Origin of the sequence: Escherichia sp. AM3 (assembly GCF_032029835.1) — a bacterium.
Taxonomy (GTDB): domain Bacteria; phylum Pseudomonadota; class Gammaproteobacteria; order Enterobacterales; family Enterobacteriaceae; genus Escherichia; species Escherichia coli.
The window spans coordinates 20819-36169 of record NZ_JAVUPQ010000006.1 but is presented as its reverse complement, the minus strand read 5'-3'; the positions used below and the strand labels follow the sequence as shown (position 1 = coordinate 36169).

Sequence of the window (15351 nt, the reverse complement as noted above, 5' to 3'; positions counted from 1 at the left end):
CGTCTTATCAGGCCAGCCAGAGATAGCGAACCGTAGGTCGGATAAGGCGCTCGCGCCGCATCCGACAAATGTGTTCAGCGATAGATTAGCTGGCCTGCTTTTTCATCATACTGAGAATAAATAACAGTGCCGCACATAGCACCACCGACGGACCCGCCGGCGTATCGTAAACCGCGGAAAAGGTTAAACCGCCAGTCACTGCCACCATCCCCACCAAAACAGCGACACCAGCCATCTGTTCCGGCGTGCGGGCAAAGCGACGCGCAGTAGCAGCAGGAATAATCAGCAACGAAGTAATAATCAACGCACCGACAAATTTCATCGCTACACCAATCGTCAATGCCGTCACCAGCATCAACAACAATTTCACTCGCTGTAATTTCACACCATCAACAAACGCCAGATCCGGGCTTATCGTCATTGACAGCAAATTGCGCCATTGCCAGAACAAAATAGCCACCACGATGACCACGCCAATCGCAATAGAGATGAGATCTTCTGGCGTCACTGCCAGCAAATCACCGAACAGGTAAGCCATCAAATCAACACGAATATTAGACATCAGACTCACGACCACCAGGCCCAGCGACAGGGCACTGTGCGCCATAATCCCTAATAACGTGTCGATCGCCAGCTGTGGACGCTTCTCCAGCCATACCAGACCGCCCGCCAGCAGCAGCGTAACGGCAATCACCGCATAGAATGGATTCACGTCCAGCAACAAACCAAACGCGACGCCAAGTAATGAGGCATGAGCCAGCGTATCACCGAAATAAGACATACGACGCCAGACTACAAACGAACCCAGCGGACCCGCGGCACAGGCGAGCATGATCCCGGCTAACCAACCGGGAAATAATAATTCAATCATGAGCGATCATTTCCCCGACGCAAAACAATTCGTCCCTGTAAATCGTGACGATGGTTATGATGATGGCGATAGATACCCAGTTGTTCAGCACCACGAGGACCAAACATTGAAATAAACTCCGGATGCAGGGAAACAACTTCCGGTGTGCCGGAACAACAAATGTGGTGATTCAGGCACAGCACTTCATCGGTTTTTGCCATCACCAGATGCAGATCGTGAGAAACCATTAAAACGCCACAATCCAGTTCACGACGCAGTTGGTCAATAAGGTCATATAACGCCACCTGGCCATTTACATCCACGCCTTGAGTGGGTTCATCCAGCACTAATAATTGCGGGCGATTTAACAATGCTCGCGCTAACAGTACACGCTGCGTTTCGCCACCAGAGAGCTTTTGCATCGGTGCGTTAATCAGGTGCCCGGCATGAACACGTTTCAGTGCAGGCAAAATATCTTCTTTATGTGTACCAGGGCGTAAGCGTAAAAAACGGTTTACGGTCAGTGGCAACGTGGTGTCGAGATACAGCTTCTGCGGTACATAGCCGATGCGCAGTTTTCCGTTGCGCTTGATAACCCCTTCATCGGGTGTTACCAGCCCGAGCACTACCCGTACCAGTGTCGACTTACCTGCGCCATTTGGCCCAAGTAAAGTCAAAATTTTTCCAGGTTTAAGTTCCAGCGACACATCAGAGAGGACGCGGCGTTGGCCAAAAGAAACCGAGACATTTTCCAGGGAAACCAGACTTGTCATGTTAATTTTAGTCTTGCAGTAGTCATGAAATGTTATAATATCACACTTCTCATATTCATTACGATGATTGGTCGCATTATGTTACATAAAAAAACGCTTCTTTTCGCAGCATTATCCGCCGCTCTCTGGGGAGGTGCAACACAGGCCGCAGATGCCGCCGTTGTCGCTTCGCTTAAACCCGTTGGGTTCATCGCTTCTGCCATTGCTGATGGGGTAACAGAAACAGAGGTTTTACTTCCTGACGGCGCTTCAGAACATGATTATTCACTGCGCCCATCGGATGTAAAACGCTTACAGAACGCGGACTTAGTCGTTTGGGTTGGCCCGGAGATGGAAGCGTTTATGCAAAAACCGGTAAGCAAATTACCAGGAGCGAAGCAGGTAACGATTGCGCAGCTTGAAGATGTGAAACCGCTACTGATGAAAAGTATTCACGGCGATGATGATGATCACGACCACGCGGAAAAAAGTGACGAAGATCACCATCACGGCGATTTCAACATGCATCTTTGGCTTTCCCCAGAGATAGCGCGGGCTACAGCGGTTGCAATCCATGGAAAATTAGTGGAACTTATGCCGCAAAGTCGAGCCAAACTTGACGCCAACCTGAAGGATTTTGAGGCACAATTAGCCTCAACCGAAACGCAGGTTGGTAACGAGCTCGCGCCGCTCAAGGGGAAAGGTTATTTCGTTTTTCACGATGCTTACGGCTATTTCGAAAAACAGTTTGGACTGACACCGCTTGGTCATTTTACCGTTAACCCTGAGATTCAACCTGGCGCGCAGCGTTTACATGAAATAAGAACACAGTTGGTTGAGCAAAAAGCAACCTGCGTTTTTGCTGAGCCACAGTTCAGGCCAGCGGTCGTTGAGAGCGTCGCACGAGGGACATCCGTTCGTATGGGAACGTTGGATCCCCTGGGGACGAATATCAAACTGGGTAAAACAAGCTATTCAGAATTCCTGAGTCAATTAGCCAACCAGTATGCGAGCTGCCTGAAAGGAGATTAATGAGGAAGTGATTACGTGCAACAGATAGCCCGCTCTGTCGCCCTGGCGTTTAATAATTTACCGCGACCACACCGCGTTATGTTGGGGTCGCTCACCGTTCTTACTCTGGCCGTCGCTGTCTGGCGGCCTTATGTTTATCACCGTGATGCCACGCCAATTGTCAAAACCATTGAGCTGGAACAGAACGAAATTCGTTCGCTCTTACCTGAAGCCAGTGAGCCGATTGATCAAGCTGCACAAGAAGATGAAGCCATTCCCCAGGACGAACTGGATGACAAAATCGCCGGTGAAGCGGGCGTGCATGAATATGTTGTTTCCACTGGCGATACGCTAAGCAGCATTCTCAATCAGTATGGTATTGATATGGGTGATATCACCCAACTGGCTGCGGCCGACAAAGAATTGCGTAACCTGAAAATCGGTCAACAACTCTCCTGGACATTAACCGCGGACGGCGAACTGCAGCGCCTCACCTGGGAAGTGTCTCGTCGTGAAACCCGAACCTATGACCGTACTGCCGCTAACGGTTTTAAAATGACCAGCGAAATGCAGCAAGGAGAGTGGGTTAACAATCTGCTGAAAGGTACCGTCGGGGGAAGCTTTGTTGCCAGCGCCAGAAACGCCGGTTTAACCAGCGCCGAAGTGAGCGCAGTGATTAAAGCCATGCAGTGGCAAATGGATTTCCGCAAACTGAAAAAAGGCGATGAATTTGCGGTGTTAATGTCTCGAGAAATGCTTGATGGTAAACGTGAGCAAAGCCAGCTGCTGGGCGTACGTTTGCGTTCAGAAGGTAAAGATTATTACGCTATCCGCGCTGAAGATGGCAAATTCTACGATCGTAACGGTACTGGTCTGGCGAAAGGATTCTTGCGATTCCCGACGGCGAAACAGTTCCGTATCTCGTCTAACTTTAACCCGCGTCGTACTAATCCGGTGACCGGTCGCGTTGCACCACACAGAGGTGTTGATTTCGCCATGCCGCAGGGTACGCCAGTGCTTTCAGTGGGTGACGGTGAAGTGGTGGTTGCCAAACGCAGTGGCGCAGCAGGTTATTATGTGGCTATTCGTCATGGTCGCAGCTACACCACGCGTTATATGCACTTGCGCAAGATTCTGGTGAAACCGGGACAGAAGGTGAAACGTGGCGACCGTATCGCGCTTTCCGGTAATACCGGACGTTCAACCGGGCCGCATCTGCACTATGAAGTATGGATAAACCAGCAGGCCGTAAACCCGCTGACGGCAAAACTGCCGCGTACCGAAGGGCTGACCGGCTCCGATCGTCGCGAATTCCTGGCGCAGGCCAAAGAGATTGTGCCGCAGCTACGGTTTGATTAATTAACATCCATTCGCAGCCGGTACGCAGTCAGTACCGGCTTTTTTTATTTGGTGCGGGGCAAGTTGCGCCGCTACACTATCACCAGATTGATTTTTGCCTTATCCGAAACTGGAAAAGCATGGAAACGAAAAAAAATAATAGCGAATACATTCCTGAGTTTGATAAATCCTTTTGCCACCCGCGCTACTGGGGAGCATGGCTGGGCGTAGCAGCGATGGCGGGTATCGCTTTAACGCCGCCAAAGTTCCGTGATCCCATTCTGGCACGGCTGGGACGTTTTGCCGGACGACTGGGAAAAAGCTCACGCCGTCGTGCGTTAATCAATCTGTCGCTCTGCTTTCCAGAACGTAGTGAAGCTGAACGCGAAGCGATTGTTGATGAGATGTTTGCCACCGCGCCGCAAGCGATGGCAATGATGGCTGAGTTGGCAATACGCGGGCCGGAGAAAATTCAGCCGCGCGTTGACTGGCAAGGGCTGGAGATCATCGAAGAGATGCGGCGTAATAACGAGAAAGTTATCTTTCTGGTGCCGCACGGTTGGGCCGTCGATATTCCTGCCATGCTGATGGCCTCGCAAGGGCAGAAAATGGCAGCGATGTTCCATAATCAGGGCAACCCGGTTTTTGATTATGTCTGGAACACGGTGCGTCGTCGCTTTGGCGGTCGTCTGCATGCGAGAAATGACGGTATTAAACCATTCATCCAGTCGGTACGTCAGGGGTACTGGGGATATTATTTACCCGATCAGGATCATGGCCCAGAGCACAGCGAATTTGTGGATTTCTTTGCCACCTATAAAGCGACGTTGCCCGCGATTGGTCGTTTGATGAAAGTGTGCCGTGCGCGCGTTGTACCGCTGTTTCCGATTTATGATGGCAAGACGCATCGTCTGACGATTCAGGTGCGCCCACCGATGGATGATCTGTTAGAGGCGGATGATCATACGATTGCGCGGCGGATGAATGAAGAAGTCGAGATTTTTGTTGGTCCGCGACCAGAACAATACACCTGGATACTAAAATTGCTGAAAACTCGCAAACCGGGCGAAATCCAGCCGTATAAGCGCAAAGATCTTTATCCCATCAAATAAAAAAGCCTCTCGCGAGGAGAGGCCTTCGCCTGATGATAAGTTCAAGTTTGCTTCAGAATATTCGAAATCTGTTGAACTATCATTGAACTGTAGGCCGGATGTGGCGTTTTCGCCGCATCCGGCAACGTACTTACTCTACCGTTAAAATACGCGTGGTATTAGTAGAACCCACGGTACTCATCACGTCGCCCTGGGTGACAATCACCAGGTCACCAGACATCAAGTAACCTTTATCGCGCAGCAGATTAACCGCTTCGCTGGCAGCTGCTACGCCGTCATTAGCGCTATCAAAGTGCACCGGCGTAACGCCACGATAGAGAGCAGTCAGGTTCAGCGTACGTTCATGGCGCGACATGGCGAAAATTGGCAGACCAGAGCTGATACGGGAGGTCATCAGCGCGGTACGACCCGATTCGGTCATGGTGATGATCGCCGTAACGCCTTTCAGGTGGTTAGCTGCGTACATTGCTGACATGGCAATAGCTTCTTCCACATTGTCGAACTGAACGTCCAGACGGTGTTTAGAAACGTTGATGCTCGGGATTTTTTCCGCACCCAGGCAAACGCGCGCCATGGCTGCAACGGTTTCTGACGGATACTGCCCAGCGGCAGTTTCTGCAGACAGCATCACAGCGTCAGTACCATCCAGAACGGCGTTTGCTACGTCCATGACTTCTGCACGCGTCGGCATCGGGTTAGTAATCATTGACTCCATCATCTGGGTCGCCGTGATTACCGCTCGGTTTAGCTGACGCGCACGACGGATCAACGCTTTCTGAATGCCGACCAGTTCCGGGTCGCCAATTTCCACACCGAGGTCGCCACGTGCAACCATTACCACGTCAGAGGCGAGGATGATTTCATCCATTGCATCCTGGCTGCAAACGGCTTCCGCACGTTCAACCTTGGCAACAATTTTCGCATCACATCCTGCATCGCGTGCCAGGCGACGGGCATAGTTCAGATCTTCGCCACAGCGTGGGAAGGAGACAGCCAGGTAATCTACGCCAATCAACGCCGCAGTCTTAATGTCTGCTTTGTCTTTTTCGGTCAGCGCTTCAGCCGACAAACCGCCGCCAAGTTTGTTGATACCTTTATTGTTGGAGAGGGGACCACCGACGGTGACTTCGGTGAACACTTTCATGCCCTGAACTTCCAGTACTTTTAACTGGACGCGACCATCGTCCAGCAGCAGGATGTCACCAGGCACGACGTCAGCAGGCAGGCCTTTGTAGTCGATACCGACTTTTTCTTTGTCGCCTTCACCTTTACCCAGGTTGGCGTCGAGCAGGAATTTATCCCCAATATTGAGGAAAACTTTGCCTTCTTTAAAGGTGGATACACGGATTTTGGGCCCCTGGAGGTCACCCAGAATAGCCACATGACGCCCCAGTTTTGCGGCAATCTCACGAACTTTATCCGCGCGCATTTTGTGATCTTCAGGCGAGCCGTGAGAAAAGTTCATACGTACAACGTTGGCACCCGCCGCGATAACTTTTTCAAGATTATTATCGCGATCTGTTGCTGGGCCTAACGTGGTAACGATTTTTGTTCTGCGAAGCCTTCTGGACATGTAATACTCCGTTGACTGAAACAACCAGGTGTTGCTTGAACATGAAATCCGAATGAAATAACGCCGCGATGGCGATAAATTAATCTCATTCGGATGTCGTATAAGATTAGGACAGTGACAGTCGTTTTTAGCGATCGTCACTTAAATTAAGTAACTGCTTATCAAAACGCGATTCCTTCAGCGCTTCTTTGACCCGCTTCAAGTTATCTCTGAATTTTGCACCGCGTCGCAAAGTAAATCCTGTCGCCAGCACATCTATCACGGTCAGCTGTGCAAGTCGAGAAACCATGGGCATATAAATGTCAGTATCTTCCGGTACGTCGAGGGTAATTGCCAGCGTTGCTTCCCGGGCGAGCGGGGTACCCGCAGAGGTGAGGGCAATCACCATGGCGTCGTTTTCGCGTGCCAGCTGCGCCAGCTCGACCAGATTTTTTGTTCTTCCAGTGTGAGAAATCAGCACCACCACGTCTCCGTCGCTACAATTCATACAACTCATGCGTTGCAGCACGATATCATCGGAGTACACCACCGGAACATTAAAACGAAAGAACTTATTCATCGCATCGTGGGCAACGGCGGCTGAAGAGCCTAATCCGAAAAAGGCGATTTTTTTTGCCTGAGTGAGCAAGTCGACGGCGCGGTTGATGGCAGATTTATCCAGTGAATGACGGACATGATCAAGCGTTGCCATTGCGGACTCAAATATTTTCCCTGTGTATGATTCAACGCTGTCATCTTCATTGACATTGCGATTAACATAGGGAGTGCCATTCGCCAGACTCTGTGCCAGATGAAGTTTAAAATCAGGAAAACCGCGCGTGTCCATGCTGCGACAGAAACGATTCACCGTCGGTTCGCTAACATTGGCTTCCAGTGCCATAGCAGCAATACTCGAATGGATCGCGTTATCGGGCGAAGCCAGAATGACCTCGGCAACTTTGCGCTCTGATTTGCTCAAATGTTCCAGCTGAGACTGGATTTTTTCCAGCATATTCATGATGTAAAGAGACTCACGGGTAATGACGATTTCCGCACTGAAAGAAATCGAAATGCAGTTTTGTCAGATATTACGCCTGTGTGCCGTGTTAATGACAAAAGCAGATAAAAAAGTTGTTATTTTTTTTCATAACATGATCAGTGTCAGATTTTTACCCAATGGAAAACGATGATTTTTTTATCAGTTTTGCCGCACTTTGCGCGCTTTTCCCGTAATCGCACGGGTGGATAAGCGTTTACAGTTTTCGCAAGCTCGTAAAAGCAGTACAGTGCACCGTAAGAAAATTACAAGTATACCCTGGCTTAAGTACCGGGTTAGTTAACTTAAGGAGAATGACATGGCGGTAACGCAAACAGCCCAGGCCTGTGACCTGGTCATTTTCGGCGCGAAAGGCGACCTTGCGCGTCGTAAATTGCTGCCTTCCCTGTATCAACTGGAAAAAGCCGGTCAGCTCAACCCGGACACCCGGATTATCGGCGTAGGGCGTGCTGACTGGGATAAAGCGGCATATACCAAAGTTGTCCGCGAGGCGCTCGAAACTTTCATGAAAGAAACCATTGATGAAGGTTTATGGGACACCCTGAGTGCACGTCTGGATTTTTGTAATCTCGATGTCAATGACACTGCTGCATTCAGCCGTCTCGGCGCGATGCTGGATCAAAAAAATCGTATCACCATTAACTACTTTGCCATGCCGCCCAGCACTTTTGGCGCAATTTGCAAAGGGCTTGGCGAGGCAAAACTGAATGCTAAACCGGCACGCGTAGTCATGGAGAAACCGCTGGGGACGTCGCTGGCGACCTCGCAGGAAATCAATGATCAGGTTGGCGAATACTTCGAGGAGTGCCAGGTTTACCGTATCGACCACTATCTTGGTAAAGAAACGGTGCTGAACCTGTTGGCGCTGCGTTTTGCTAACTCCCTGTTTGTGAATAACTGGGACAATCGCACCATTGATCATGTTGAGATTACCGTGGCAGAAGAAGTGGGGATCGAAGGGCGCTGGGGCTATTTTGATAAAGCCGGTCAGATGCGCGACATGATCCAGAACCACCTGCTGCAAATTCTTTGCATGATTGCGATGTCTCCGCCGTCTGACCTGAGCGCAGACAGCATCCGCGATGAAAAAGTGAAAGTACTGAAGTCTCTGCGCCGCATCGACCGCTCCAACGTACGCGAAAAAACCGTACGCGGGCAATATACTGCGGGCTTCGCCCAGGGCAAAAAAGTGCCGGGATATCTGGAAGAAGAGGGCGCGAACAAGAGCAGCAATACAGAAACTTTCGTGGCGATCCGCGTCGACATTGATAACTGGCGCTGGGCCGGTGTGCCATTCTACCTGCGTACTGGTAAACGTCTGCCGACCAAATGTTCTGAAGTCGTGGTCTATTTCAAAACACCTGAACTGAATCTGTTTAAAGAATCGTGGCAGGATCTGCCGCAGAATAAACTGACTATCCGTCTGCAACCTGATGAAGGCGTGGATATCCAGGTACTGAATAAAGTTCCTGGCCTTGACCACAAACATAACCTGCAAATCACCAAGCTGGATCTGAGCTATTCAGAAACCTTTAATCAGACGCATCTGGCGGATGCCTATGAACGTTTGCTGCTGGAAACCATGCGTGGTATTCAGGCACTGTTTGTACGTCGCGACGAAGTGGAAGAAGCCTGGAAATGGGTAGACTCCATTACTGAGGCGTGGGCGATGGACAATGATGCGCCGAAACCGTATCAGGCCGGAACCTGGGGACCCGTTGCCTCGGTGGCGATGATTACCCGTGATGGTCGTTCCTGGAATGAGTTTGAGTAATATCTGCGCTTATCCTTTATGGTTATTTTACCGGTAACATGATCTTGCGCAGATTGTAGAACAATTTTTACACTTTCAGGCCTCGTGCGGATTCACCCACGAGGCTTTTTTTATTACACTGACTGAAACGTTTTTGCCCTATGAGCTCCGGTTACAGGCGTTTCACTCATAAATCCTCTGAATGAAACGCGTTGTGAATCATCCTGCTCTGACAACTCAATTTCAGGAGCCTTTATGAATCCACAAATGTTACGCGTAACAAATCGAATCATTGAACGTTCGCGCGAGACTCGCTCTGCTTATCTCGCCCGGATAGAACAAGCGAAAACGTCGACCGTTCATCGTTCGCAGTTGGCATGCGGTAACCTGGCACACGGTTTCGCTGCCTGCCAGCCAGAAGACAAAGCCTCTTTGAAAAGCATGTTGCGTAACAATATCGCCATCATCACCTCCTATAACGACATGCTCTCCGCGCACCAGCCTTATGAACACTATCCAGAAATCATTCGTAAAGCCCTGCATGAAGCGAATGCGGTTGGTCAGGTTGCGGGCGGTGTTCCGGCGATGTGTGATGGTGTCACCCAGGGGCAGGATGGAATGGAATTGTCGCTGCTAAGCCGCGAAGTGATAGCGATGTCTGCGGCGGTCGGGCTGTCCCATAACATGTTTGATGGTGCTCTGTTCCTCGGGGTGTGCGACAAGATTGTCCCGGGTCTGACGATGGCAGCCCTGTCGTTTGGTCATTTGCCTGCGGTGTTTGTACCGTCTGGACCGATGGCAAGCGGTTTGCCAAATAAAGAAAAAGTGCGTATTCGCCAGCTTTATGCCGAAGGTAAAGTGGACCGCATGGCCCTACTGGAGTCAGAAGCCGCGTCTTATCATGCGCCGGGAACATGTACTTTCTACGGTACTGCCAACACCAACCAGATGGTGGTGGAGTTTATGGGGATGCAGTTGCCAGGCTCTTCTTTTGTTCATCCGGACTCTCCGCTGCGCGATGCTTTGACCGCTGCCGCTGCGCGTCAGGTTACACGCATGACCGGTAATGGTAATGAATGGATGCCGATCGGTAAGATGATCGATGAGAAAGTGGTGGTGAACGGTATTGTTGCACTGCTGGCGACCGGTGGTTCCACTAACCACACCATGCACCTGGTGGCGATGGCGCGCGCGGCCGGTATTCAGATTAACTGGGATGACTTCTCTGACCTTTCTGATGTTGTACCGCTGATGGCACGTCTCTACCCGAACGGTCCGGCCGATATTAACCACTTCCAGGCGGCAGGTGGCGTACCGGTTCTGGTGCGTGAACTGCTCAAAGCAGGTCTGCTGCATGAAGATGTCAATACGGTGGCAGGCTTTGGTCTGTCTCGTTATACGCTTGAACCATGGCTGAATAATGGTGAACTGGACTGGCGGGAAGGGGCGGAAAAATCACTCGACGGCAATGTGATCGCTTCCTTCGAACAACCTTTCTCTCATCATGGTGGGACAAAAGTGTTAAGCGGTAACCTGGGCCGTGCGGTTATGAAAACCTCTGCCGTGCCGGTTGAGAACCAGGTGATTGAAGCGCCAGCGGTTGTTTTTGAAAGCCAGCATGACGTTATGCCGGCCTTTGAAGCGGGTTTGCTGGACCGCGATTGTGTCGTTGTTGTCCGTCATCAGGGGCCAAAAGCGAACGGAATGCCAGAATTACATAAACTCATGCCGCCACTTGGTGTATTATTGGACCGGTGTTTCAAAATTGCGTTAGTTACCGATGGACGACTCTCCGGCGCTTCAGGTAAAGTGCCGTCAGCTATCCACGTAACACCAGAAGCCTACGATGGCGGGCTGCTGGCAAAAGTGCGCGACGGGGACATCATTCGTGTGAATGGACAGACAGGCGAACTGACGCTGCTGGTAGACGAAGCGGAACTGGCTGCTCGCGAACCGCACATTCCTGACCTGAGCGCGTCACGCGTGGGAACAGGACGTGAATTATTCAGCGCCTTGCGTGAAAAACTGTCCGGTGCCGAACAGGGCGCAACCTGTATCACTTTTTAAGACGACAAATTTGTAATCAGGCGAGAGAAAACTCTGATGAAAAACTGGAAAACAAGTGCAGAATCAATCCTGACCACCGGCCCGGTTGTACCGGTTATCGTGGTAAAAAAACTGGAACACGCGGTGCCGATGGCAAAAGCGTTGGTTGCTGGTGGGGTGCGCGTTCTGGAAGTGACTCTGCGTACCGAGTGTGCAGTTGACGCTATCCGTGCTATCGCCAAAGAAGTGCCTGAAGCGATTGTGGGTGCCGGTACGGTGCTGAATCCACAGCAGCTGGCAGAAGTCACTGAAGCGGGTGCACAGTTCGCAATTAGCCCGGGTCTGACCGAGCCGCTGCTGAAAGCTGCTACCGAAGGGACTATTCCTCTGATTCCGGGGATCAGCACTGTTTCCGAACTGATGCTGGGTATGGACTACGGTTTGAAAGAGTTCAAATTCTTCCCGGCTGAAGCTAACGGCGGCGTGAAAGCCCTGCAGGCGATCGCGGGTCCGTTCTCCCAGGTCCGTTTCTGCCCAACGGGTGGTATTTCTCCGGCTAACTACCGTGACTACCTGGCGCTGAAAAGCGTGCTGTGCATCGGTGGTTCCTGGCTGGTTCCGGCAGATGCGCTGGAAGCGGGCGATTACGACCGCATTACTAAGCTGGCGCGTGAAGCTGTAGAAGGCGCTAAGCTGTAAAAGTCAAAATGCCCGATCGAGGATCGGGCATTTTTGTAGCGTTTTTTTGCCGGGTTTAACCCTGTACTTTTACCTGTCCGGCGGCGTGCTTCGCGCGTTCAATGGCGTCAACAACACTCTCAGCGGTCGCCAGCGCAACACCCAGACGACGGCTGCCATCAATTTCCGGCTTACCAAATAAACGAATCTGCAAATCTGCGCCTACGGCATTCTGCACATTATCAAACGTGACATTCTGACTGGTCAGTTGTGGCAGAATAACGGCAGAAGCTGCAGGACCATACTGACGGATCCCGCCAACCGGAAGTCCGAGGAAGGCACGTACATGCAGGGCAAACTCTGAGAGATCTTGAGAAATTAACGTCACCATCCCGGTATCATGTGGACGAGGGGAGACCTCACTGAAAATCACCTCATCACCACAGACAAATAGCTCGACACCAAACAACCCATAACCGCCCAGTGCCAGCACCACTTTACGGGCAATCTCCTGCGCACGTTCAAGGGCAAGCGGGCTCATTTGCTGTGGTTGCCAGGATTCACGGTAGTCGCCATCTTCCTGGCGATGACCTACTGGTGCACAGAAATGGACGCCATCCACCGCGTTGACGGTTAGCAGGGTAATTTCGAAGTCAAACTTAACGACGCCTTCAACAATTACGCGGCCCGCTCCGGCGCGACCGCCTTGCTGAGCGTATTCCCATGCCTGAGCAAGTTGCTCTGCAGAGCGAATAAACGTCTGCCCCTTGCCGGAAGAGCTCATCACCGGTTTTACAATGCAGGGATAGCCAATGGCGGCAATCGCCTCGCGGAAAAGGCTTTCGCTATCGGCAAAACGATAAGTGGAAGTGGGCAGCTGCAGCTCTTCTGCCGCCAGGCGACGGATACCCTCGCGATTCATCGTTAATTTCGTTGCGCGAGCGCAGGGGACAACATTCAGTCCTTCCTCTTCAAGTTGGATCAGCATATCGGTGGCAATAGCTTCGATCTCCGGCACGATATAATGTGGTTTTTCCAGTTCAACCACACGGCGTAATGCATCACCATCAAGCATATTAATGACATGGGAGCGATGCGCGACATGCATGGCTGGTGCGTCGGAATAGCGATCGACGGCAATCACCTCTACGCCGAGACGCTGACACTCGATTGCCACTTCTTTACCCAGTTCACCGGAGCCTAATAACATCACGCGAGTTGCTGCCGGACGCAGCGCAGTGCCTAATAACGTCATAACGAATATCCCCTGATTAATTCCGCGCGCAGTATAAACGAAAACGTTTGCGTGTGTCTTTATTGCTGATGTTGATTTCTCAACCGAAAAGAAATATACTGTATAAAATCACAGTTATTATGAGAGGCTGCAAATGGCGGTTGAAGTTAAATACGTAGTCATTCGTGAGGGCGAAGAGAAAATGTCGTTTACCAGCAAAAAGGAAGCCGATGCTTATGACAAAATGCTTGATACGGCGGATCTGCTTGACACCTGGCTGACAAATTCTCCAGTGCAAATGGAAGACGAGCAACGTGAAGCCCTTTCGCTATGGCTGGCAGAACAAAAAGATGTGCTGAGCACCATTCTGAAAACCGGCAAATTACCGTCCCCACAGGTCGTCGGTGCTGAATCCGAAGAGGAAGATGCCTCACACGCGGCCTGAAGCAACTTGCGCTCCTGACAATTTGTACCATGCTTTCTCCTGAATCATTGTGCTATGGAGAAAAACATGAAAAAAAGAGGGGCGTTTTTAGGGCTGTTGTTGGTTTCTGCCTGCGCATCAGTTTTCGCTGCCAATAATGAAATCAGCAAGTCGGTCACTTTCCCAAAGTGTGAAGGTCTGGATGCTGCCGGAATTGCCGCGAGCGTAAAACGTGATTATCAACAAAATCGCGTGGCGCGTTGGGCAGATGATCAAAAAATTGTCGGTCAGGCCGATCCCGTGGCTTGGGTCAGTTTGCAGGACATTCAGGGTAAAGATGATAAATGGTCAGTACCGCTAACCGTGCGTGGTAAAAGTGCCGATATTCATTACCAGGTCAGCGTGGACTGCAAAGCGGGAATGGCGGAATATCAGCGGCGTTAATGGCTTCTGATAATTCGATTGACCGTTGGCGGATGCGGCGCGAGTGCCTTGTCCGCCCCAGAACGCACCACAATCGTAGGCCTGAGAAGACGCAACAGCGTCGCATCGGGCAATCAGCATCAAACAATGCCACTCAAAACGACAAACTACTTTCACCTAAAATACCCTTATCACCTGATATACAGTAAATACCTTACCTGGCGCGAATTTCTTTGAATAACGGCCTACCGCCCCGCTTATTTGCGCATCTTTTGTCTCGATATACATTTTCTGACATCCTCATCCGCTATGCTACAGGCACTAAAAATGGTTATTGAGGAGCAAATATGGCTAACTGGTTAAATCAACTGCAATCCCTGCTTGGGCAAAGCAGTTCTTCTACCTCCTCGTCTGCGGATCAGGGATTGGGCAAACTGTTAGTGCCAGGCGCATTAGGCGGACTGGCTGGGCTGCTGGTCGCAAATAAATCAGCACGTAAACTTCTTACGAAATATGGCACCAACGCGTTACTGGTTGGCGGCGGAGCGGTAGCGGGTACGGTGCTGTGGAATAAATACAAAGATAAAATTCGCGCGGCGCATCAGGACGAACCGCAGTTTGGCGCGCAAAGTACGCCGCTGGATGAGCGTACAGAACGTTTGATCCTTGCGCTGGTCTTTGCCGCTAAAAGTGATGGTCATATTGATGCCAAAGAACGTGCGGCAATCGACCAGCAATTGCGTGAAGCCGGCGTGGAAGAGCAGGGGCGTGTACTCATTGAGCAGGCAATCGAACAACCGCTGGATCCACAACGCCTGGCTACCGGGGTCCGCAATGAAGAAGAGGCGCTGGAAATCTATTTCCTGAGTTGCGCGGCTATTGATATTGACCATTTTATGGAACGCAGTTACCTGAATGCACTGGGTGACGCGCTGAAAATCCCCCAGGATGTTCGTGAAGGCATTGAACGCGATCTCGAACAGCAAAAACGCACTTTGGCGGAATAATCCCGCTCTCTGGATAGCCTGAAGTTGACTATTTCGGGCTATCCAGAACCGCACAGCCATTTGAACAGGCTGATTTTCTCTGTCTGCATAACATTCGATATTCGCGCCATTACC

General features: G+C 51.0%; 14 protein-coding genes. 9 read left to right on the top strand and 5 right to left on the bottom strand.

Translation table 11 applies throughout. The features are described from left to right. Positions 1-85 precede the first annotated feature (85 nt). On the bottom strand, positions 86-871 hold the full coding sequence (znuB, locus tag RTW80_RS04570; protein WP_000571480.1) for a zinc ABC transporter permease subunit ZnuB: 786 nt from the start codon (positions 869-871) through the stop codon (positions 86-88). Beyond that, a complete protein-coding gene (gene znuC / locus RTW80_RS04565) occupies positions 868-1623 on the bottom strand; it encodes a zinc ABC transporter ATP-binding protein ZnuC (RefSeq protein WP_000202990.1) in 756 nt (251 codons plus the stop codon). The genes znuB and znuC overlap by 4 nt, the downstream gene beginning before the upstream one ends. 78 nt (positions 1624-1701) lie before the next feature. On the opposite strand from znuC, the gene znuA reads away from it, so the two are divergent. The 3 genes from znuA (at position 1702) to lpxM (ending at position 5063) form a co-directional block, all read left to right on the top strand. Further along, positions 1702-2634 carry a zinc ABC transporter substrate-binding protein ZnuA gene (gene znuA, locus RTW80_RS04560; protein ID WP_001300644.1) on the top strand — a complete coding sequence of 311 codons (933 nt, stop codon included), beginning with the start codon at positions 1702-1704 and terminating at the stop codon, positions 2632-2634. A 15-nt stretch (positions 2635-2649) separates the two neighbouring features. After that, positions 2650-3972 carry a murein DD-endopeptidase MepM gene (gene mepM / locus RTW80_RS04555; RefSeq protein ID WP_001184045.1) on the top strand — a complete coding sequence of 441 codons (1323 nt, stop codon included), beginning with the start codon at positions 2650-2652 and terminating at the stop codon, positions 3970-3972. Positions 3973-4091: 119 nt separating this feature from the next. Beyond that, complete coding sequence (gene lpxM, locus RTW80_RS04550; protein WP_224465798.1) at positions 4092-5063, top strand: lauroyl-Kdo(2)-lipid IV(A) myristoyltransferase; 972 nt, start codon at positions 4092-4094, stop codon at positions 5061-5063. 130 nt (positions 5064-5193) lie between these two features. Here the strand turns inward: lpxM and pyk are convergent, their stop codons facing one another. After that, the gene (pyk, locus tag RTW80_RS04545; RefSeq protein WP_032247552.1) at positions 5194-6636 is read right to left on the bottom strand and encodes a pyruvate kinase; all 1443 of its coding nucleotides are present in this window, start codon (positions 6634-6636) and stop codon (positions 5194-5196) included. Between the two features lie 127 nt (positions 6637-6763). Then, positions 6764-7633 (bottom strand): DNA-binding transcriptional regulator HexR, encoded by an 870-nt coding sequence (gene hexR, locus RTW80_RS04540; protein WP_001056706.1) that lies wholly within the window; start codon positions 7631-7633, stop codon positions 6764-6766. 337 nt (positions 7634-7970) lie between these two features. Here hexR and zwf point away from each other — a divergent pair, with 337 nt between their 5' ends. The 3 genes from zwf to kdgA all read left to right on the top strand — a co-directional run bounded on the left by zwf (position 7971) and on the right by kdgA (position 12170). Beyond that, positions 7971-9446 (top strand): glucose-6-phosphate dehydrogenase, encoded by a 1476-nt coding sequence (zwf, locus tag RTW80_RS04535; RefSeq protein WP_000301727.1) that lies wholly within the window; start codon positions 7971-7973, stop codon positions 9444-9446. 234 nt (positions 9447-9680) lie between these two features. Continuing rightward, a complete protein-coding gene (gene edd, locus RTW80_RS04530; protein ID WP_001069486.1) occupies positions 9681-11492 on the top strand; it encodes a phosphogluconate dehydratase in 1812 nt (603 codons plus the stop codon). Positions 11493-11528: 36 nt separating this feature from the next. Further along, positions 11529-12170, top strand: a complete 642-nt coding sequence (gene kdgA, locus RTW80_RS04525) for a bifunctional 4-hydroxy-2-oxoglutarate aldolase/2-dehydro-3-deoxy-phosphogluconate aldolase (protein WP_000800512.1) — start codon at positions 11529-11531, stop codon at positions 12168-12170. 55 nt (positions 12171-12225) lie between these two features. Here kdgA and purT read toward each other — a convergent pair whose 3' ends face one another. Further along, on the bottom strand, positions 12226-13404 hold the full coding sequence (gene purT, locus RTW80_RS04520) for a formate-dependent phosphoribosylglycinamide formyltransferase (protein ID WP_032247551.1): 1179 nt from the start codon (positions 13402-13404) through the stop codon (positions 12226-12228). 133 nt (positions 13405-13537) lie between these two features. Between purT and yebG the strand changes: the two genes are divergently transcribed. From yebG to RTW80_RS04505, 3 genes are all read left to right on the top strand, one after another. After that, positions 13538-13828, top strand: coding sequence for a DNA damage-inducible protein YebG (gene yebG / locus RTW80_RS04515; protein WP_000257738.1), 291 nt, complete (start codon positions 13538-13540; stop codon positions 13826-13828). 66 nt (positions 13829-13894) lie between these two features. Beyond that, positions 13895-14251, top strand: a complete 357-nt coding sequence (yebF, locus tag RTW80_RS04510) for a protein YebF (RefSeq protein ID WP_057109851.1) — start codon at positions 13895-13897, stop codon at positions 14249-14251. A 326-nt stretch (positions 14252-14577) separates the two neighbouring features. Next, positions 14578-15237, top strand: coding sequence for a tellurite resistance TerB family protein (locus tag RTW80_RS04505; protein WP_000024746.1), 660 nt, complete (start codon positions 14578-14580; stop codon positions 15235-15237). The last annotated feature ends 114 nt before the right edge of the window (positions 15238-15351 follow it).